Raw genomic sequence first — 21,944 nt, 5'->3', positions numbered from 1 at the left:
TTTAAATAATTCTTTTTTGCTTATATTTTTGTTATGCTCTGATGCAGGATTCTTATAATAGGGGTCACGCAATATAGCTATCAGGCTAACAATACAAAATATTCCCTAAAATAAAAAAAGACGCTATTCTTTCTGAGAAATCATTGGAAAAAATAACGTCTTTTTATCGATGTGAAGGTATCCTATATAAAAAATTTCAATCTTATTTCAATAAGGTGAAATAAGATTGAGACTCTTTTGTTATTTACTTTATGGATAATGGAATGGTAATTAAAAATTGTACGCCTTGTTTTGTATTACTCATAGAATACGTGATAAAAAGGGATTCTAAAATTTGTTTTACAATATATAACCCTAAGCCACTCCCTCCTGTATTTCGATTTCTTGACTTTTCGATTCGATAAAATGGTTTGAAAATATGTTGTATTTCTTCTTCTTTTATTTTGACACCTGTATTGATAACTCGTATTTGGATGTTGTTTTGTTTAGAATCCTTTGTTAACTTTATATAGACTTTTTCGTTATAAGGTGAATACATAATCGCATTATGAATGATGTTTTTACAAGCTTTTTCTAAAAGAACATAATCCGTATAAACAAAAATGTCAGAATCGACTTCTTTTATTATTTGAATGCCTTTTTGAGAAGCAAAAAATTCGAGTTTTTTTGTGATTGTATCTATTGATTTCGAAAGATTTACTTCTTCCACTTGAAGTTTAAAGGTATGTTGTTCTAATCTTGACATGCTTAAAATTTCGCGAACTAGCTGTTCCAGATTTTCGATTATTTGGAAATTTTTATTTAAATATTGGTCGCGATTTTGATAAGGACCGATATTATATATCATCCCTTCTAAGTATCCTTTCATAACAGTAAGAGGAGTTTTTAATTCATGTGCTACAATAGCAAAGAATTCCCTTCGCTTTGTTTCTATTTCTCTTTCTTTTTCAATATCACTTTTTAATTGCTGATTAGCTTTTTGTAAATCAAAAATTGCCTGTTGTAAATTTATAGACATATCATTCAAGCTATTGGACAATTCCCCTAATTCATCCATAGAGCGAACCTCAATTTTTTCGGAGAAATCCAAGTTTGCCATCTTTTGTGCACCTTTATTAATATAAATAAGTGGTTTAGTAATAAACCTTGAATAGAGATAAGCACTTCCTAAACCAATAACTAGTACAATGATACTAATATAGGGTAGAAAACGTACTAAGACCTGTGAAGCTTCATCAATCGGCTGAAATGTTGCGAACACCACAAGCGTTAAGTTAACATCTTGGAATTGTATTGGCTTGCTAACCTCATATGAATTACGAGGATTATCTAAACTCCTTGCTGGTACTGTTTTAACAAAACCTTTTGCTTGAGTACCGCCTTGAATAGTACCCTCTTGAATAGTACTTTGAAGAAAAGCAATAGAAGGAGAATAAATAAGTCTTCCCTCATTATTTTGAAGGTAGATCACCGCATTATTTTTTTGTGCGTATTCATCAACAAGTGGTATTGCATTTTGAAGCGTAAGATCTTTAGATTTATCAATTATTTCTTCGATTCCCGTTTGAAGCTGATCTGTTTTGTATTGCTCATAAAATTTAGGGAGAAAGAAGTATAAAGTTACATAAATCAAGGTTGCAAAGGCTAACAAAATGAGGGATGTAGTCATAAAGAGTTTATAGGTAATTCTCTTCATCTTCATGATTTTTACAATCCTATTCATCAATTTTATAACCAATGCCCTTTACTGTTTTAATATAGGGTATATCTAGTTTTTTTCGTATGTTTTTCATATGCGTATCAATCATTCGTGTGTCCCCGGCATACTCATATCCCCAAATTTTTTCTACGATATTATCTCTTGTGAGTACCTTTTTTTCATTTTGAAGTAGTAGTTGCAAAATTTCAAATTCTTTTGTCGTTAAGGGAACTTCAACTTTATTTACATATACTTTATATGCATCGCCATCGACATGTAGTTCTCTAAATACAAAATGATTATCCGTACTTTGATTATTACTTCTTCTCAGTACTGCTTCGACTCGTCTCATCAAAACATGGAAAGAAAAAGGTTTCGTAATATAATCATCGATTCCAAGATCAAATCCTTTCATTTGATCTTGTTCTTCTTCTAGCGCAGTTAGCATAATAATTGGTATATTTGACTGACTTCGAATCATTTTGGCAACTTCAAATCCATTCAGGTTTGGCATCATCACATCTAGAAGAATTAAATCGAAGGACTGCTTATTAAATTGTTTCATGCCCTCTAATCCATCTGATGCAACTATAACTTTATACTGTTGTGTCATTAAAAATTGTTTGATTAATTCTTGTATTTCTTGATCATCTTCTACCACCAGAATGTGATAGTTCTTCATAATATCACCTCTTGTAGTCATTATAACCTTCTAATCTGGAGTTGATGTGGAGACGTATTAGAAACACTATAAAAACTTCACAAGAAAACTACATGTATTTCAGATTAGCTCCAGATGCATGAGATAGGTTATATACATAACAAGACAGAGGGAGGTAATTAAGATGTCACTAGAAGCAAACATCATTCTTTCTTTATTAGATGTACAACTGTGGATAGCTCCTCATTCAAATAATAGACGCATAAAAGAGAAATAACAAAAATTGAAACCAGCATCGTGCTTAAACAAATACACAAGTGTAAATAAAAGAAAGCTATATAAGTCTATTTTTGTATTCCATAATTAGGTACTGAAAGTCTTTACTATAACTCTAGATTAACTCCATATAGAATACAGATTAAGTTTGTATGATACATGTACCAAATAGAAAGGAATGATACATGATGTTGACGACTTACACAATCTATCAAATTTTATCCCTTCCTTCTTATTTACACACAAACCTATTACCATCCATTCTCACGAGAATGCTAGGATCTAAGTTTATAACAAAAGAATAAATAGGATAATGGATGTTTATTGTCCCTTGTTTCCACTTTTTGCAAAACACCTGTATAAACACACATGCTACTTTGTACATTGATTACACTATTTGTTGAGAGCCGAATAGGCTCTTTTTTTAGAAACAAGTTCAAAGTGTGTTTGAATATCGTTATACATATATTCATAGGAAATTTCAAATATAATGTTACCCCTACGAAAAAACAGTTGATTTATGTTTAAACCATGCCCAAAGGTAAAATTTTCTTTTTTTGAAATGATGATTCTTAAATATTACATTCATACATCGTATTTCAAATATCAAGATAAAAATATTCAATTGTAAATTAAAGGAGAAAGGGATGTTCACAATGGGATACTATGATACAAATCAAACAGAAAGCAATAGGAATAAAGCCTATAAAAAAACAGGGTATTTTTTCACAGGAATAATTGGTGCAGTGATTGGTGCAATTACCATTGGATTGACCACGCCTTATATAAATGAAATCAAAGGAAGTGCAGGTCAATCTCCTAAGCATAACGAAGTAAATCAGGCTACGCCGATCTCTTACAAACCAGAAGATGTGAGCAATCCTCAAAATATGATTGAATCTGCAAAAGAAGTTGTCGTAGGTGTCATTAACTATAAACAAAATGCAGATTTATTTAATACGCAAGACCAATCAGAAGAAGCTGGTTCGGGGTCGGGGGTCATATATAAAAAAACTGGCAATAAGGCTTTTATTGTTACAAATAATCATGTGATAGACGGTGCGAATAAAGTAGAAGTGAAATTGAATAATGGTAAAAAGGTTCCCGCTAAAGTAGTAGGGACAGATCCATTATTAGATTTAGCGGTATTAGAAATTGACGGGATAGATGTAAAAAGAGTCGCAACACTTGGAGACTCAGAAAAAATTCGTACAGGGGAAACGGTAATAGCCATTGGGAATCCATTAGGACTAGAAGGTAGTGTAACAAAGGGGATTATTAGTAGCAAGGAACGAGAAATACCTGTTAGTACCCTCGGAAATCAACAAGTGGATTGGCAAGCACAGGTAATTCAAACAGATGCAGCTATTAATCCTGGGAATAGTGGAGGAGCTTTGTTTAATGAACAGGGTGAAGTCATTGGAATTAATTCGAGTAAAATTGCACAACAAGCTGTTGAAGGAATTGGATTTGCAATTCCGATTCATATAGCCAAAATGATCCTAGAGTCTCTTGAGAAAGATGGGACAGTTAAACGTCCGATGATGGGTGTACAGTTATTAGATGTGGAGAAACTGACAGATTCTGCACGCCATCAATTAAAATTACCAAAAGAGATATCGAATGGTGCAGTATTGAGGAATATCTCAAACCAATCACCAGCAGAAAAAGGTGGATTACAACAATATGATGTTGTGATTGCATTAGATGGACAAAAAATAGAAAATGTCGTTCAATTCCGTAAATATTTATATGAAAAGAAAAAATTGGGGGATACAATTAAAGTAACAGTTTATCGAAATGGTGAAAAACTAACAAAAAACGTGGAATTAACGGATTAAATAAGTGACGCTTAAAAATATAGCCACCTTTGGGTGGTTTTTTTATATGTGCTTTTTGTGTGGGTACTAGATAGATTAGGAGTGGTAAATGTAATGAACCAAAAAGAATGCCCACATTGATATTCCATACAGGAGGTTAATTTGCCAGCTATAGAATCTCACCCTGTACTGTATGGGTCAAAAATAAAAGGAGTTATCCCTTGTTTGAATTCCTTCCTCTAGTTAATCAATCGGTGACCGTATTTATTTTATATTTATTATTATTCCGTTTGTCCTCATTCCACAATAAATGGACTGATTCCTTACTAATGTTCAAAATTGATTACGTATTTTAATTTGTGTTCCAGTTTCTCTTACTATATTAATGAATCACTACATATAAACTCCAGATAAGTCCTAATATCTTTAGATAATCTACTGAATATCTTCATATAAACTCCAGATAGTGTATTTAGAATAACAACTATCAAGGAGGTTAGGAAAAATGAATTTTATAAAACGTGCAATTCTCAGTATGAAAAAAAGAATAGGAACATCATTAATTTTGGTGGCGGTCTTTCTGATTGTTACAAACTTAGTGCTGGCAGGATTTGCAATCCAAAATGCATCAAAAAAAGCTGCGGATGCAGCAAGAAAAAAATTAGGTGCAGATGTCACTTTAGGTCTTGATTTTGATAAATTAGGTCAACAAGCTAGGGAAACTGGAGAGATGCCTAAACCACCAAAGCTTAACACAAAAGAAGCAGATCAATTAGCTAAGTCCAAGTTTGTAAAAGATTATAATTACATAACCAATACTTTCGGAATTTCGGATGGATTTAAACTAGTAGGTGCTTCAGAAGGAGAAGACGAAGGAAAAGGTAGAGTTGGAATGGTGGCAGCAGCGGGTGGATCAGGTTCGGGCTCAGAAATAGATATGAATTCTTCTCTTTTAATAGAAGGAGTTCGTAAAACTGTATTACAAGAAACTTTTAAAAATGGGAAAAGTAAAATCATTGATGGGAAACCAATTACAGAACAGATGAAAGATCAGAATGTAACTTTAATGGAAAAACGATTAGCGGAACAAAACAATTTGAAAGTAGGAGATAAGATTAAAATTCAATCAGGGGATAAGAAGCAAACTCTTGAATTTGAAATTATTGGTATTTATGAAACGAATGAGCAACCAATGGGTCAGCATGCTCCTCCTATGATGGATCCAGCTAATAAGCTATATATGCCTTACTCTACTTTAAAAAAATTAGAAACCGATGACGGTATGGGTAATAGTATTCAAGCCGTGTACTTTTTGAACGATCCACAATACATTGATGGATTTAAAAAAGAAGCAAAAAAATCTGATATTGATTTTAATTATTTTAAGTTAGATGCACATGATTCATTGTACAAACAAATGATTGGTCCTATCGAAAATATCGCTTCTACTTCTCAAATGATTATCTATATGGTATCTATTGCAGGTGCAATTATCTTAGGATTAATTATTATGTTATCGATTAAAGCACGTCGTAAGGAAATGGGAATTTTATTGTCCATTGGAGAGAAAAAATGGAAACTGATGGCACAGTTCGTAGTAGAAGTAGTATGTATCGCTATTTTAGCATTTGGATTATCTCTAACAACAGGAGCTAAAGTTTCTCAATTCGTAGGGGATAATTTACTTTCGAGTGAAGTTGCTACAGCAGGCGAAGAAACAGACACTTCACAAAATGGAACTGTAATGGTGGCTGGACCAGGTGGAACTGTACAAAATCAAAAAGAGGATCCAATAGATAAAATTAATGTAAGTGTAACTGGGGAAGACGTAGGGAAAATGGGGGGGATTGGACTAGCTATTGCTATATTAGCAACGCTTCTTCCGGCATTATCTATTCTACGCTTAAATCCAAAACAAATTCTTTTAAAAGATGAATAAGGAGGCTCGATATGGAGACAATTTTACAATTTAAAAACTTAGATTATTATTATGAAAGTAATGGAAAAAAGGTAACGATACTAGATAATGTGAATTTTTCTTTTCAAAAAGGGCATTTCTACACGATTTTAGGGCCATCTGGATCTGGTAAAACTACAACTCTTAGCTTAGGTTGTGGGCTGGATATACCTAAAAATGGTTATGTACTGTATAACGGGAAGGATATTCGAAAAATTGGTTTGGATCGATACCGTAATCAACATGTGTCTGTAATTTTTCAATCGTATAATTTAATTACCTATATGACTGCCATTCAGAATGTACTAACGGCAATGGAAATTACAGGTGTAAAGGTAAAAAATAAAAAAGAAAGAGCATTAGAATTATTAGAGAAGGTAGGACTCACTGAAGTAGAAGCGAAACGAAATGTCTTGCAATTAAGTGGCGGGCAACAACAACGTGTAGCAATTGCTCGAGCGCTATCTTGTAATGTCGATTTACTAATCGCTGATGAACCAACCGGAAACCTTGATGGAGAAACAGCGAAAGAGATTATTGAGTTATTTCAGGAGCTCGCCCATCAAGAGAATAAATGTGTAATCGTTGTTACACATTCACAAGAAGTTGCAAAAATATCAGATAGAGCAGTTTATTTAAGTAAAAAGAAGTTAGTAGTAAACGAAATTAATAATAGTTAAGAAAAAGGTTACTATTGTTCTTAATTCACATAATTTTCTAAATTTAAATCCGTGGCTGTTAATATTTGTTATATAATGTATTTGTCAAAGCATTATCCCTGTAGTTTCTGTGATGAATCTGTAAGATAGTTTGTTTGTCACTTATATTCATCTGAAACTAAAAAGAACTTGTAGAGATTTCTACAAGTTCTTTTTGTTTTAAGGGTTAAATATGGATTTAAAATATAGTTGCAATTTTTTGAGGGGGGAAAAGTACATGTTTGTAAAAGCAGAAAGATTATTAATACGTAAATTTGAGTTCAAAGATTGGCAAGCTGTCCATGAGTATACATCAGATATCAATGTCATGAAATACATACCTGAAGGGATTTTTACAGAAGAAGATACAAGGAACTTTGTGAATGAAAACATTGGTAAAAACGCTAAGAACTTTCCTGTGGTATTAATAGATGAAGATATCCTGATTGGTCATATAGTATTTCATAAATATTTTGGTGAGCATACTTATGAGATTGGTTGGGTGTTCAATCAAAAATACTGCAATAAAGGATATGCTTCTGAAGCAGCACAAGCTACATTGAAATATGGTTTTAAGGAAATGAAATTACATAGGGTTATCGATACATGTCAGCCACAAAATATCCCCATCTTATCGAGTAATGGAGAAGATTGGAATGAGAAGAGAAGGATATTTCAGGAAGTGTATACCACATGGGAATGAATGGTGGGATGAATATTATTACGCTATTTTGGAAGAAGAGTAGTGTCTCAGAACGCATTTTTTAAATTGGGAAATTTATAGTTTTTATCATATTTTATTAGATTCATTCTATAAAATTCAAAAGGATTTCTCATTACAGCCTTTCCCGAACGAGAAAGCCCCTCGCCTTTAGGCATGGGATGAAAGTGAGGTTGGATAAGGAGTGCTACTAAAAACCGCAAGGTTTGTGGCACTCTAAGTATCCAAAATGTCGGTATCTTTTATTTTTTCATCTTTTGCGTTGCAGTTTTATAATCTAACTGATACAATGCAAACGTGATGAATGATTATAGAAGAACCAAAACAACCGTGTCATTAATTAACTATCATTTTGTGTTTTGCCCACGATACAGAAGAAAGATTTTTCTTAATACAAAAGTAGAAGAACGTTTCAAAGAGTTGGTTCAAGAAATATGCGGAAAATTGGATATTTCTATTGTTGCAATAGAATGCGACAAAGACCACGTTCACTTGTTCTTAAATACACCACCAACACTTAGTCCTGCTGATACAATGGCAAAAATTAAAGGAGTGACATCAAAACGTTTGAGAGAAGAGTTTCCTCATCTTCAACACTTGCCGAGCCTATGGACGCGTTCTTATTTTGTTTCTACTGCTGGAAATGTATCAAGTGAGACAATAAAACATTATGTTGAAAATCAAAAAACGAGGGGGTGAAACTTGTGCCACAAACCATCACAGTTAAAGTTAAATTGCTTCCAACAAAACAACAAATCATGCTATTGGAACAAAGTAGCCACGAGTATATAAAAGTCATTAATGCCCTTGTATCTGAAATGGTTGAAGCAAAGAAAAGCACGAAGAAAAGTACAAAGGATATTGAGGCTAATATCCCAAGTGCGGTGAAAAATCAAGCAATTAAAGATGCGCAAAGTGTATTTTCTACAAAGGTAAAAAAGAGTAAATACAAAATCGTTCCGATTCTAAAAAGACCTGTTTGTGTATGGAATAACCAAAACTATTCATTTGACTTCACGCACATTTCAATTCCGTTTATGGTAAACGGAAAGTCAACTCGTTTAAAGGTTCGCGCTTTATTAAACGACAAATATAATCGCAATTTCGAATTGTTGAAGCACAAGTTAGGTACACTCCGTATCACTAAGAAATCTGCTAAATGGATTGCTCAAATATCTGTCACGATTCCTACAAACGAAAAAACGGGAACAAAGATTTTAGGAGTAGACTTAGGTCTTAAAGTTCCTGCGGTAGTCATCACAGATGATGATAAAGTTCGTTTCTTCGGGAACGGTAGGCAAAACAAATTTATGAAACGTAAGTTTCGCAGTGTTCGCAAGAAGTTAGGAGAAGCTAAGAAACTAAATGCCCTTCGTCAACTTGATGATAAAGAACAAAGATGGATGCAAGACCAAGACCACAAAGTAAGTCGTGAAATTGTTGATTTTGCAACGGATAATAATATTTCTGTCATTCGATTAGAGCAACTAACGAACATTAGACAGACGGCACGAACAAGCCGTAAAAACGAAAAAAATCTACACACTTGGTCATTCCATCGTTTAGCACAATTCATCGAGTACAAAGCAACATTAGTTGGCATAAAGGTCGAATATGTGAACCCTTCTTATACAAGTCAAACATGTCCGAAATGTTCTGAAAAGAACAAGGCGCAAGACAGAAAATACAAGTGCCAATGTGGATTTGAGGAACATCGTGATATCGTTGGGGCGATGAATATTCGCTACGCAACTGTGGTTGGCGGTAATAGTCAATCAGCCTAAGAACCTATATGGTCTGTCTTAGGAGGGGTGATGGCGCACCCTCATCTTGAAGGCTGTTCAAAACAGAAATGGACTGCGAATGCTTAGTCATTCAAGAATCCCATCCGTTACACCGTAAGGTGTAGGACTTGCGGCTTTAGCCGTGGGAGTGTCAATCTGTCTATTATAAAATGTTAATATTGTTGTTGATATTGTCTTATAAGAAGGAATTCATTTAAGATATTAATTGAAAATATTAATTGGGAGGATGTTAGAAATGGAATTAAATAATGGGGATAGAATTAATATAGAAAAAAGTACAAGTATTAACATGGAAGAAATGGAGTTATTATTGCTAGCCGATCCCTCAACAGAAGTAGTTAATGGGTATCTTAAAAAGGGAGATTGTTTTGTTTTAAAAAAAGATGCTGTTACTGTAGGTATTATGATTTTAATTCCTACCCGAACTGAAACAATTGAGATTATAAATATAGCAGTTTCCGAAAAAGAGCAAGGAAAAGGATATGGGAAATACCTACTTAAATTTGCTATAGATTATGCTAAAAAAGAAAAATATAAAACTATAGAAATAGGCACAGGAAATTCTAGTTTAATGCAATTAGGCCTTTATCAAAAATGTGGTTTTAGAATAACTAGTGTGGATAAGGACTTTTTCTTACGAAATTATAATGAAGAAATATATGAAAATGGTATTCAATGTATGGATATGATTAGGTTAACGCAAAATTTATAAAAATTATTTACATCAAAAAAATCGCAACCCTCTACATTTAATGGGTGTTGCGATTTTTTTGATGTAATGCGTCATTATGATTTATGGGTAGCATTATGGAGTATATGCATTTGAGAATTATTACAAAATCAACAAGTGTTAATAAATTCATCTGTTATGTCAACAATTTGAATATATTTCAAATTGTTTTTTATAATTCAGATAGTTCTTTTTCCATTAATTTTAATAAAAAGTAAAAATATGAAATTCATCCATTTTAGTTATGGTAAATGTTCATTTAAACAACCAACTGATGGGACTTATTGGATAATTATTGGCGTGTTTTTTTTATTTATTCAAGGATGAAAATCGTACTAAATGTAGATATAACAACTATTATATTGGTTTAATGATATAAAAATATTTGGGTTTTTAAAAAATAATTTTCTGAATTGTAAATATTATTATATATTGAGAAAGTAAAAAAATAGAAAAATATCAATTGAATCCCAAAAAATAACGTGTGAATATTATAGATATAAATTACACCTTGATATTTCACATGAATTTCTACAAATTTAGATGTTTATTAAATTAGGAGGATTGATAGTGCTAAAAATGTAGTTTGTTGCTAATTCAGTATTTTATATGCATCCATGGGATTTTAGAACGCACAGTTATTATTTGCTAGTTGGCATTTTAATATCAAATCTTTTGGGGAAGTGATAAGTAATGGTCACAGTATTAAATAATGAAACTAAAAGTTTATTAGTTGAAAAAATTGCAAATAAAAATGCGTGTATTGGATATGTAGGCCTAGGTTATGTTGGCCTACCATCAGCTCTTAAATGTTTAGAAGTAGGTTATGCGGTAAGAGGTTTTGATAAAAACTCAGCAAAAATAAGAAAACTAGAACGTGGAATAAGTTATATCAGTGATATTCAAGATACTGAAATCCAAGATGCTTTACATACAAATAGATTTTTTGTTAGTACAGAAATGAATGATATAAACGAATGTGATGTTGTAGTTATATGTGTTCCTACACCATTAGAAAGAACTAGTAAACAACCAGATTTAACATATATTCATTCAGCAGTTGATGAAATAGTTAAATACATTAAAAAAGGTACATTAATTATCTTAGAAAGTACTACTTATCCAGGTACTACAAGAGAAGAAGTTTTATACAAATTAGAAAAGAAAACTAATTTTAAAATTGGTGTAGATATATTTGTAGCATACTCTCCAGAGCGAATCGATCCTGCAAATCAATCGTTTTCAATTCAAGATATTATAAAAATCGTAGGTGGAGTTACATCTAATTGTACCGATTGTGCAGCAGCTTTCTATAGTAACTTAATTAAGGATATTCATAAGGTGAGCAGTCCAGAAGTAGCAGAGACAGCGAAGTTATTAGAAAATACGTATCGTTTTATAAATATCGCTTTTATTAATGAAATGACACAAATTTGTAATGAGTTAAACATAAATATTTGGGAGGTAATTGATGCCTCAGGAACTAAGCCATTTGGATTTCAAAAATTCTATCCTGGTCCTGGCGTAGGAGGACACTGTATTCCGATTGATCCTATTTATTTTAAGTGGATTGCAAATAATAAGGATTTAGCAACAAAAATGATTGATGTGGCAAGAGAAATTAATGAAAATATGCCTAAATATGTTCTTAATAGAGCACTACAATTACTAGATGATCAAGATGGTAAGAATATTCTTATGGTTGGCGTTGCATATAAAAAGAATGTGAATGATGCTAGGGAATCGCCAGCTTTGGATATTATGAATGATTTAATGATAGAAGACTATAACGTGGATTATTATGATCCGTTTATAGAGGAACTCATTGTGGGCGATAACACATTGAAAAAATCTATAGATTTAAACCTAAGTCAATTAGACAAATATGCTTTAATTATTGTTCATACGGACCATGATTGCATTAATTTTAAATTGCTTAATGAGGTAAATTGCTTAATTTTAGACACAAGAAACATATTTAAAGATGAATCAGTATATAAAAAAAATATTATAAGTTTGTAGGTGATTATATGGTAGAGTTTATTCCTTTTTATCGACCAGAAATCAATGATGAAGATATAGAGAGGGTAGTTTCTGCCCTTAAATCTGGATGGCTTTCAAAGGGGCCAAAAGTGATAGAGTTTGAAGAGAATTTAAAAGAATATCTGAATACTGAACATGTAGTAAGTTGTAATTCAGGGACTGCCGCATTACATTTAGCATTACTGTCTCTGGGAGTTGGATTAGAAGATGAAGTAATAGTTCCAAGTTTTACTTTTTGTTCTAGTGTAAACGTTATTATGCATGTAGGTGCAAAACCTGTATTTGTAGACATAGATGAAGAGAATTTATGTCTCGATCTTCAGGATGTTAAAAGAAAAATCACTAAAAAAACGAAAGCAATTATTGCAGTTCACTTTGCTGGATATCCGGCTAAATTAAAAGAACTTCAAAAATTATGTAAAGAATACGGACTGTTTTTGATAGAGGATGCAGCGCATGCATTGGGGACAAAATATGATAATACTTTAATTGGTACACATGGAGATGTTATTTGTTTTAGTTTTTATGCCACAAAAAACATAACAACAGGTGAAGGCGGAGCGTTAGTCACTAAAAATGAATCGATTGCTGAAAAAGCTAGATTATATGGTTGGCATGGTATCACCAAAAATGCATGGAATCGTTATGGTGAGGAAGGAAGCTGGCGTTATGATGTTCTACTACCTGGGTTTAAATATAACATGATGGATCTACAAGCTAGTTTGGGTATTAGTCAGTTAAAAAGAGCTGATGAAATGATTGAAAAACGCAAGAGAATAGCTGAAAGGTACCAAGAGGAATTAAAAGATGTTCAAGAGTATATAACGTTACCTAATTATACTAACGATCCAAGTGTAAAACACGCATGGCATTTATTTGTTATAAAAATTAATTCTAATTCTCCTGTTAGTAGGGATCAGGTAATTCAGGAAATGAAAAAGAGAAATATTGGGCTTAGTGTTCACTTTATTCCTGTTCATATGCATCCGTATTATGAAGAGAGATTTAACGTATATTTACCTAAAACGGAAGAAATATTTAATCAAATTATTTCATTACCACTGTATAGTGCTCTTACAGACAATGAAGTTGAACATATTATAACGTCTTTAAAAAGTCTATATCAATTAAAAATAGGGAGGTAAATATTTATGAAAATTGGGGTTATTGGTGGCAGCGGATTTATTGGTAAGCATGTTACAAAGGAGTTATTAGCAAGGGGTTATGAAGTAGTTATATTTGATAAATTTAAACCAAGTATTGATGTTCCTTTTAAGGAAATTGATATTTTAGATATTGCAACTTTAAGAGAAAATCTTATTAATGTCGATGGGGTAATTCATTTAGCTGCATTAGTGGGTGTTGATAATTGCCGTTTAAATGAAGAAGATGTAGTGAGGGTGAACTTTGAAGGTACGAAAAATATTGTACAGGTTTGTAGCGAAAATAGTATAGAAAAATTATTATTTTCTTCCAGTTCAGAGGTATATGGGGATGGCGTGAGTGTTCCGTTTAAAGAAAATGATATTAAAATGCCAAAATCAGCTTATGGAAAAGCTAAACTAATGTCCGAAGATTATTTGAAAGAATATGCTAGTGATAGTTTCAAAATCAGAGTGGTACGTTATTTTAATGTATACGGTTCACAACAAAATGATAACTTTGTAATTTCTAAGTTTTTAAAACAAGCTCATAGTGGTGAAGATATTACTATTTATGGAGATGGACAGCAAATTAGATGTTTTAGTTATATAAGTGATATTGTTAACGGAACTATACTAGCCTTTGAATATGAAGGAGAGAACTTTGCAGATTTTAATGTTGGCAATAACAAACCTATATCTATGGAAGAACTAGCAATAAAAATTAATGAATTAATGGGAAATAAAAGTAAAATTAAATTTCTTGATTTAGGTGAAGAGGGAGTCAGAAATTCTAGCATTGAAATCTTTAGAAGAATTCCTTCAATAGAGAAAGCTAAATTATTTTTAAACTATCAACCAATTATTTCATTAGATAAAGGACTAGAGAAAATAATAGGGGAGAAGTATGGAAACACAGTATCTATATCCTAAGAACCCAAAGAAAATTAAGTATCCTATATATTCTTCTTTTTGGAGTATATCTGATCATGTGTTTTTTTTGAAAAGTGTATATAGACCTAATGATTCTAACCTTAAAAAAAATCTTCAAGATTTTTATCCGGATGCAGAAATTATATTAACTAATAGCGGTACATCTGCATTAGTGGTTGGTTTAAAGTACTTAAAAGTAGCAAAGGGAGATGAAGTGATTCTATCAAACTTTAATTGTCCTAATGTGATAGAAGCAATATTAACAGTGGGAGCAAAACCTGTATTAATTGATTTAAACACAAATCATTCAATTTCTCTTAATAAAATAAAAAAACATTTGAATGCTAATACAAAGGCAATTATTCTTACACACTTGTATGGATGTCATGACGATTTAGAAATTATTGACTGGGCTAGAGAAAATAATATTTATATCATCGATGATGCTGCACAAGCAATGTTTTCTTATCAAAATGGAAAGCCAGTTGGTAGTTTAGGCGACATTGGTATTTTAAGTTTTGGTGGAACGAAACCAATCCCAAGTATTGGGGGAGGGGCGTTACTACTTAATCGTACCATAAGTGAATTGTGTGACATGGATGAAGAAAAGAAAGAAGAAGTGATTTTAGATTATAAGAATCATTTAAAAACACAATTCGCTATAAGAATAAAAAAGAGTAGAGTACTGAGTTTATTTACTAATTATTGGAGGAAATTCGAGATTCTGCCCTTCTATAATAATAGTAAATTAGATTCTTTACCGGAGAAAGCGGACGTTATAAATCCAAAAAGAATGTCTATAGTACGTTCACTATTAATTGATAAACACCTACAAAAAACAAAGAGGATTTTAGACATAAATATATGTAACGCTAGTCTGTGTTATACAATGCTGCAGGAAATTGAAGAAAAGTATGGCGTTAAGATTATATTTTCAGCTCAGAACGTTTATTTGAACTATTTTACCATTATATTCAAAGAACCATCTGATAGGTATGAGTGTTCTGTACATTTAGCGGAAAAAGGTATACAAACTTGTTGGAATTATTTACCCCTAAGTGAGATCCCTATTTTTTCGAAGTACGCAACTGAGTCAGAAAATATAGATTATTTATGGCCAAGGGTATTATCAATACCTTTTAAATATCCTTTAGTAGACAAGGACCTTAAGTATATATGTAGTCATATTCTGAAATATTTAGAGAATAAGAATTAAAAGGTGATTATATGGAAATCGAAATATGTACTGACGCCCAATATTGGGATGCCTGTATGGAAGAATACAATGGTTCTGTATTTCATAGTTACGAATGGGGAAAGTTAATGGAATTATTACCTGGTGTTCAATTTTTCCCAGTACTAATAGAAACACGAGATACAGTAGTTTTAACTCCTATGTATGTACAGGATGGTAGGCTTTTGGGAAGTTTAATTGGTTATGGAGGTCCAATAATAATTGGCCAAGACAAAATAGATTTTTCAGTTTATGAATCCATAATAAATAAGAAGTTTGAAAATAAAATTCAAAAGCTTTTATTACCTATAACGATAAATCCTTTTCAAAGTTATAGTAAGGAAAAGTGGGATTATAAAGAAACTTATATGTTAGACCTACCAAATAGGTTTGAGGATTTATGGACATCGTGTTCTGGTAAAGCTAGGACAAGTGTTAGGTATGCACGTAAACAGAATGTTGAAGTTCGTCCTATAACTGTAGCGGAATTAGATGAGTTTTACCAATTATATCAAGAACATAATAACAGTATAGGAGCTAGTTATTCATTTAGTAGAGAGTTTTTTTATCATTTAGTTCTTAATTTACAAGAAAAAATTCTTTTTTTAGGGGCATTCTTAGAAGAAGAACTAATTAGTTCCAGCCTTTTTATAATGGATAAACAGGTTTTATATTACTGGATTAATATTAATAATACCAAAGGAAAAAATTCGCAATCTTCATATTTACTACTAAATGATGCGTTTGAATTAGCAATTCATAATAAATTAAAGTATGCGGATTTAGGATATTCACATAATAAAGGGATTGCTAGACCTAAGATATACTGGGGGGCAGCTTTGAAAAAATGTTTTTGTTTAAAAGAAAGGATTTAAACTATGATTATTAGTGGCCACCAACCAAGTTATTTACCTTGGTATGGTTTTTTTGAAAAAATTCATAAATCAGATGTGTTTGTATTTCATGATATAGCACAATTTGAAAAAAAAGGTTTTTTAAATAGGAATCGTATTAAGACTTCACAAGGAGCGTCTTGGCTAACGGTTCCAATACAAACGAAGAATTATAAAGAAATTCCATTTAATGAGTTAAAGATAGACAATACTCAAGATTGGGAACGGAAGCATTGGAAAACGATAAGAATTAATTATTCTAATGCACCTTATTTTAATGTATATAAGGATTATTTAGAAGGTTTTTATTCAGAAGATTGGATTAATTTAAATGATATGAACATGAATTTTATTCATTTTATTATCCGTGAATTAAACATTGATACGGAGCTATATTATGTATCAGATCTAGAAGGGATTACAGGTAAGAAAAGTGATTTTGTATTAGAATTGTGTCAGAAATTTAATGCCAGTACTTATTATTCTGGAAGTTTAGGGCAAGATTATTTAAACGAAAATGACTTTGAGAATGAGAATATAGAAATTATCTACCAAAGAATAAGAGATTATTCCTACAAGCAATTATTTGGGGAATTTATACCACATTTGTCTATTTTAGATATTTTACTAAATTGTGGGCCAAAGGAAACAGAAAAATTAATTAAAGGAGTCTAAAATTCTATGAATGTACTTGTATTTGCCGCTCATCCGGATGATGAAATAATTGGTGTTGGTGGAACAATAGCGAAACACGTGAAACAAGGTGATGATGTACATGTTGTAATACTTGCAGAGGGAAAATCTTCTAGAGCTAAAGAATATAAAGAGCTAGATTTAGAGGTTAAGAACTTATCTTATAAAGAAACAGAGGGGGCATGTACTACACTTGGTGTAAAGAGTTTTGCAAGACTAGATTTCCCTGATAATCGTCTTGATACATTACCTTTACTTGATGTAGTGAAAGAGATTGAAAATCACATTGAAAAAATAAATCCTACAATTATTTATACTCAATATGGTGGAGATATAAATATTGATCATACTATTGTTTACAGAGCAGTAATGACAGCGACACGCCCTCTGCCAGATACTAATATCAAATGGGTATTTGCATATGAAACTTTATCTTCTACAGAGTGGAATTATAATGAAAAAGATAAGTTTCTTCCTAATTATTTTGTGAATATTGAAGATCATTTGGATGAGAAATTAAGTGCGATGAGACATTATGAATCTGAGTTAAGGGAATTTCCTCATCCACGCTCTATAGAAGCAATGAGACATAACGCAATGGTATGGGGTGCCAAATCTGGATACCAGGCGGCTGAGGCATTTATGTTAGTAAGGGGGACATGGTAGGTGAAGAGAATATGTTAATACCACAGGTCCCGTTCTTTGGTTTAGATAGTAAACAGATTGACTTAAAATGGGTTGAAAAAGGCTATGGATTAGAAGCAAATATTTTTGATGGAAAATCTTTATTTGATAACTCATATACAAAAAGGTTTTCAGAGGTTCTTTCTTTTGTTCAAACCCTTAATCCATCCTTGTTAACGCTGCATTTTCCTACTGATAATGCAGACTATCTCAATGATGAATTTATTAAAAAGCAACTATATGAATTTATTGACCTTGCTATAAAGTATAATGCATCTGGTATAACGGTGCATGCTAATCAATTCATGAATGTCGCGGAATTTCAGAGCTATAATCTTCTTGATAATAGAAAAAGGATTATAGAATTCTTTAACATGCTAGATGAAGAAATAAAAGGAACTGATATATGGATTGGCGTTGAAAACCTACCCATTATTGGAAACTTGGGCGATGATTTTGATCCTATATTTATATATCCCGAAGATTTTACTGATTTGGTTAATTTGGAGTTATCTAATGTTGGAATAACATGGGATATATGTCATTGGTCTATAACCTATCTTACACGTTTAGGTATTTCTAAATTATTAAGGCAAGAGGAAATTGAATATAAGGATTTTCATAAGTATTTAAGCTTAATGGATCATATTAAACATTTTCATTTTAGTTCTTTTAAGCATTTAACGATTCCTTATAGTGAGGTACGTTGCTTTGAGGGAGAGAATCCGGTTAATGGATCTATTGATGAAAATTTATTACATGAAACTTTATTAAAAGTGAAGAACAATACCTTGGATAAAAACATAGGAATTGTATTTGAGGTTCAGGAAACTGATTATACGAATAGAAAGAGGTCATGGGAGACTCTTAATTGGTTTCAAAAGAATATTGCTGGTATGCAAACAAAAATGAATTTTTTGGAGATATAAAAAGCAATATCAGTTTATTTATTTTTACATGCAATTTGAGTTAGAGATTATTTTAATGAACCTTTTCTTCTAAGTAAGTGTGTTAGGAGGGAAGGTTTTACTATTAATCTTTTTTAATTATAGGGAGGACAAATGAAGAAACTAATTCTGACAAAGAAGTCTATTGTAACTTTTGGGGTTGTATTGCTTTTCCTTTTTAGTAATTTATCTGGAAAAGCAATACCAGTACATGCTATGACTAAGAACGATCAGCGTTCTCTCATGACAGATAAGGTTCGTGCTAGTCGAGCTATTGAACATATACGTTTTCTGTCTGAGAAAATTGGTCCACGTCCAAGTGGGACTAAGGACGAACATAAAGCAGCTACATACATTGGAAATACATTGAAAAAATTAGGGTATGAAGTTGAGTATCAGGCATTTCCTGTACCAGATCAATATATTGGGAGTATCTCTTTTAGTATGTATGGAGAAAAAGAATGGCAAGTTGGAGCAGCGTCTAATGCATCTATACCTAAAGATCCTGTCGTGGGACAGGTAGTTTCTATTGGAAAAGAGAATGATATTAAAAATTTACCTGAGCCAATTCATGGGAAAATAGTATTATTAGAACAAGCTGATACGTATGAGAAATATAATGAGCAAGTTGAATATGCAGCAGAAAAGGGAGCAAAAGCCGTATTGTTATATAGTACGATTGGGGATAGAGGCAACTATGGAGAAGCCTTTAACCCAGTTCTAAAAAAGAAACAATCAATACCTGTATTTGGGCTTGCTTATAATCAGGGAATTAGAATGAAAGAAAAGATAGTGCATAATAAAAATATAGTTAGTTTAAAGGCAAAACACGAAATGAATTTAAGTTCATTAAATGTTATTGCGAAAAAAAAGCCCAAATACAAGACAGACAATGAGGATGTAGCAATAATGAGTGCTCATTATGATAGTGTTATCGGAGCACCTGGAGCAAATGACAATGCTTCTGGCGTAGGACTTTTATTAGAGTTAGCATACAATTTTAAAGATATAGAGACTAATAAAGAAATTCAATTCATAGCCTTTGGAGCAGAAGAAAATGAATCTTTAGGTGCTTACCATTATGTTAATCAGTTATCTACAACAGATAAGAAACATATTCTAGGGGTTTTTAATGCAGATATGATAGCGACAAGTTACCAGCAGGCTAAGGATTTATATGCAATGACACTAGATGGTTCTCAAAATGAAGTAACACATACTGCGGTAGCCACTAGTAAAGCATTAGGGAAATCGGTTGTATTAACTGGAAAGTTTGATTCTAGTGATCATGTACCATTTTACGAAGCTGGAATTTCCTCGGCACTATTTATTTGGATGGATGTAGAGAGTTGGAATCCCCTTGTTTATCATGTTGAAAAGGTATTCCATACACCTCAAGATACCGTTTTAGAAAATATTTCTCCTCAACGTATGCAGGAGGCACTAGAAATTATAGGGACAAGTTTGTATTACTTTATCAAAAGATAGGTTTTTTCGGAGGTTTTAGCATAGCCAGCTAAATTTAGATTTTAATAATAATATAGTAAAACTTTTGTTGGGATAAAAATATACTTTGAGCATAGGCGAGGTAACTATATGAGGAGTACATGGAAAGAATTAAGGGGGATGGACCTTAATGTCTGGATCCGCTTTATCGGGGAAGCTTTAAATGGTATTGCAATGATGATGTTAATGCCATTTTTTGCATTATATTTGAAGGACAAGGTGGATTCTCTACTTGAGGTAGGCATAATTATAGCCTTATCTCCAATTGCAGCAAGTTTTGGTTCATTAATTGGAGGGCATATAGCGGATACTTATGGACGGAAACCAACTATGGTACTCTCTATGGCCAGTAATGGGCTACTAATGCTTGTCTTTTTGTTTATTGATAGTTTTATAGGGTATGCCATTTTATCAATTGGTTTAGGGCTATGTAATTCTTTCTTTGAACCAGCGGCATCTGCAATGGTTACCGATGTAACAGAACCTGAAAAAAGAACTGAGGCATATGGATTACTTAGAATGGCTCATAATATAGGAGCTGCGATAGGCCCTATAATTGGTGCAGCAGTTGTGGTTGTATCAAAAGATGTCATATTTTTGATTACTTCTGGAACCATGCTGTTTTATACAATATTAATGTTATTGTTTCTAAAGGAAACAAAACCTAAAAATATAATGATACATGAGGAAACACATAAACAGTCAATAAGATTTACGTTAAGAGTTGTTATAAGAGATAGAATATTTCTATTCTATATAGTGACGGGAATCATTATATTTATGGGATTCTCACAATCGGAAGGTATGTTACCACTTCATTTTAGTAATGAGGATACAATGATTTTTGGAAATAGTAATCCATTTCCATATTTAATGACTTTAAATGGCTTATTGGTTGTATGTTTTCAATTTCCAATTTCAAAGTGGTTAACTCACAAATCAATTGGTAAATCAATGCTATATGGTGCCATTCTTTTTGGAATTGGCCTTTTAGCAATAGGATGGTTACCAAAGTGGTTTCATGTAATAGACGCAAATGATTTAGTTATCCTAAGCTCATTATTAATAGCTTATACAGTTTATACAGTAGGGGAAATGATTATGTCACCTGTCCAAATGACATTTGTTGCTAATATAGCTCCAGAACATTTGAGGGGGACTTATATGGGAGCAGCTAATCTGCAATGGATTACAGGTAATGTATTTGGACCTCTTCTAGGTGGTGTATTACTGGATCAGCTTTTAGGGCATATGTTATTTACAATCTTAGGTGTAGGTTGTATTATTTCTGGATTTGTTTACTTACTTTTAGATAGACTTATTGAGAATAGAAGTAAAGAATTACCTATAAAACAAACATCTTAATTTTAATATTGTTAATGAGTTGAAAATTAAATTTTATGTTTTAAGAATTAAATAAAGTGCACGTTTATTATTAGTAAACGTGCACTTTATTTATTAGTATTTAAATTAACTCATATATATAAATTTTTTAGGTTATG

18 protein-coding genes and 2 pseudogenes are annotated in these 21,944 nt (G+C 32.1%); 18 read left to right on the top strand and 2 right to left on the bottom strand.

Annotated features, from left to right (window positions below; translation table 11 throughout):
- Window positions 1–244 precede the first annotated feature (244 nt).
- Both AC1Q8L_RS23060 and AC1Q8L_RS23055 read right to left on the bottom strand, forming a co-directional pair.
- The gene (locus tag AC1Q8L_RS23060; protein ID WP_002094251.1) at window positions 245–1,702 is read right to left on the bottom strand and encodes a sensor histidine kinase; all 1,458 of its coding nucleotides are present in this window, start codon (window positions 1,700–1,702) and stop codon (window positions 245–247) included.
- A gap of 13 nt (window positions 1,703–1,715) precedes the next feature.
- Window positions 1,716–2,381, bottom strand: a complete 666-nt coding sequence (locus AC1Q8L_RS23055) for a response regulator transcription factor (RefSeq protein ID WP_000800734.1) — start codon at window positions 2,379–2,381, stop codon at window positions 1,716–1,718.
- Window positions 2,382–2,544: 163 nt separating this feature from the next.
- On the opposite strand from AC1Q8L_RS23055, the pseudogene AC1Q8L_RS23050 reads away from it, so the two are divergent.
- The 18 genes and pseudogenes from AC1Q8L_RS23050 (at window position 2,545) to AC1Q8L_RS22965 (ending at window position 21,807) form a co-directional block, all read left to right on the top strand.
- Window positions 2,545–2,727 (top strand): annotated as a pseudogene (locus AC1Q8L_RS23050) (hypothetical protein).
- Between the two features lie 556 nt (window positions 2,728–3,283).
- Complete coding sequence (locus tag AC1Q8L_RS23045) at window positions 3,284–4,477, top strand: S1C family serine protease (protein ID WP_025118668.1); 1,194 nt, start codon at window positions 3,284–3,286, stop codon at window positions 4,475–4,477.
- A gap of 484 nt (window positions 4,478–4,961) precedes the next feature.
- A complete protein-coding gene (locus tag AC1Q8L_RS23040) occupies window positions 4,962–6,395 on the top strand; it encodes an ABC transporter permease (protein ID WP_025118667.1) in 1,434 nt (477 codons plus the stop codon).
- An 11-nt stretch (window positions 6,396–6,406) separates the two neighbouring features.
- A complete protein-coding gene (locus AC1Q8L_RS23035) occupies window positions 6,407–7,093 on the top strand; it encodes an ABC transporter ATP-binding protein (RefSeq protein ID WP_016513576.1) in 687 nt (228 codons plus the stop codon).
- Window positions 7,094–7,349: 256 nt separating this feature from the next.
- A pseudogene (locus AC1Q8L_RS23030) lies at window positions 7,350–7,857 on the top strand (GNAT family N-acetyltransferase).
- 272 nt (window positions 7,858–8,129) lie between these two features.
- On the top strand, window positions 8,130–8,531 hold the full coding sequence (gene tnpA, locus AC1Q8L_RS23025; RefSeq protein ID WP_080017743.1) for an IS200/IS605 family transposase: 402 nt from the start codon (window positions 8,130–8,132) through the stop codon (window positions 8,529–8,531).
- Between the two features lie 5 nt (window positions 8,532–8,536).
- Complete coding sequence (locus tag AC1Q8L_RS23020) at window positions 8,537–9,616, top strand: RNA-guided endonuclease InsQ/TnpB family protein (RefSeq protein WP_025118665.1); 1,080 nt, start codon at window positions 8,537–8,539, stop codon at window positions 9,614–9,616.
- 256 nt (window positions 9,617–9,872) lie between these two features.
- Window positions 9,873–10,349 (top strand): GNAT family N-acetyltransferase, encoded by a 477-nt coding sequence (locus AC1Q8L_RS23015; RefSeq protein ID WP_000422450.1) that lies wholly within the window; start codon window positions 9,873–9,875, stop codon window positions 10,347–10,349.
- Window positions 10,350–11,060: 711 nt separating this feature from the next.
- Window positions 11,061–12,389 (top strand): nucleotide sugar dehydrogenase, encoded by a 1,329-nt coding sequence (locus tag AC1Q8L_RS23010; RefSeq protein ID WP_000259074.1) that lies wholly within the window; start codon window positions 11,061–11,063, stop codon window positions 12,387–12,389.
- Window positions 12,390–12,397: 8 nt separating this feature from the next.
- Window positions 12,398–13,555, top strand: a complete 1,158-nt coding sequence (locus AC1Q8L_RS23005) for a DegT/DnrJ/EryC1/StrS family aminotransferase (RefSeq protein ID WP_000229113.1) — start codon at window positions 12,398–12,400, stop codon at window positions 13,553–13,555.
- 6 nt (window positions 13,556–13,561) lie between these two features.
- Entirely contained in the window at window positions 13,562–14,485 is a 924-nt protein-coding gene (locus tag AC1Q8L_RS23000; protein ID WP_000690429.1) for an NAD-dependent epimerase/dehydratase family protein, read from the top strand.
- On the top strand, window positions 14,460–15,701 hold the full coding sequence (locus AC1Q8L_RS22995; RefSeq protein WP_492339498.1) for an aminotransferase class V-fold PLP-dependent enzyme: 1,242 nt from the start codon (window positions 14,460–14,462) through the stop codon (window positions 15,699–15,701). Before AC1Q8L_RS23000 ends, AC1Q8L_RS22995 begins: the two co-directional genes overlap by 26 nt.
- Before the next feature lie 11 nt (window positions 15,702–15,712).
- Window positions 15,713–16,594, top strand: coding sequence for a GNAT family N-acetyltransferase (locus tag AC1Q8L_RS22990; RefSeq protein ID WP_025118688.1), 882 nt, complete (start codon window positions 15,713–15,715; stop codon window positions 16,592–16,594).
- A 3-nt stretch (window positions 16,595–16,597) separates the two neighbouring features.
- Window positions 16,598–17,287: a WbqC family protein gene (locus tag AC1Q8L_RS22985; protein ID WP_071731707.1), complete on the top strand. Its 690-nt coding sequence runs from the start codon at window positions 16,598–16,600 to the stop codon at window positions 17,285–17,287.
- Window positions 17,288–17,293: 6 nt separating this feature from the next.
- Window positions 17,294–17,971: a PIG-L deacetylase family protein gene (locus tag AC1Q8L_RS22980; protein ID WP_098312011.1), complete on the top strand. Its 678-nt coding sequence runs from the start codon at window positions 17,294–17,296 to the stop codon at window positions 17,969–17,971.
- Window positions 17,972–17,982: 11 nt separating this feature from the next.
- Window positions 17,983–18,918 carry a TIM barrel protein gene (locus tag AC1Q8L_RS22975; RefSeq protein WP_033795575.1) on the top strand — a complete coding sequence of 312 codons (936 nt, stop codon included), beginning with the start codon at window positions 17,983–17,985 and terminating at the stop codon, window positions 18,916–18,918.
- Between the two features lie 132 nt (window positions 18,919–19,050).
- Entirely contained in the window at window positions 19,051–20,424 is a 1,374-nt protein-coding gene (locus tag AC1Q8L_RS22970) for a M28 family peptidase (RefSeq protein WP_492339497.1), read from the top strand.
- A gap of 108 nt (window positions 20,425–20,532) precedes the next feature.
- On the top strand, window positions 20,533–21,807 hold the full coding sequence (locus AC1Q8L_RS22965) for an MDR family MFS transporter (RefSeq protein ID WP_025118683.1): 1,275 nt from the start codon (window positions 20,533–20,535) through the stop codon (window positions 21,805–21,807).
- The last annotated feature ends 137 nt before the right edge of the window (window positions 21,808–21,944 follow it).

This window comes from Bacillus sp. GW823-FHT06A11 (genome assembly GCF_058795355.1).
The sequence above is the reverse complement of the archived record's forward strand: the minus strand, read 5'-3'. Positions and strand labels throughout refer to the sequence as shown.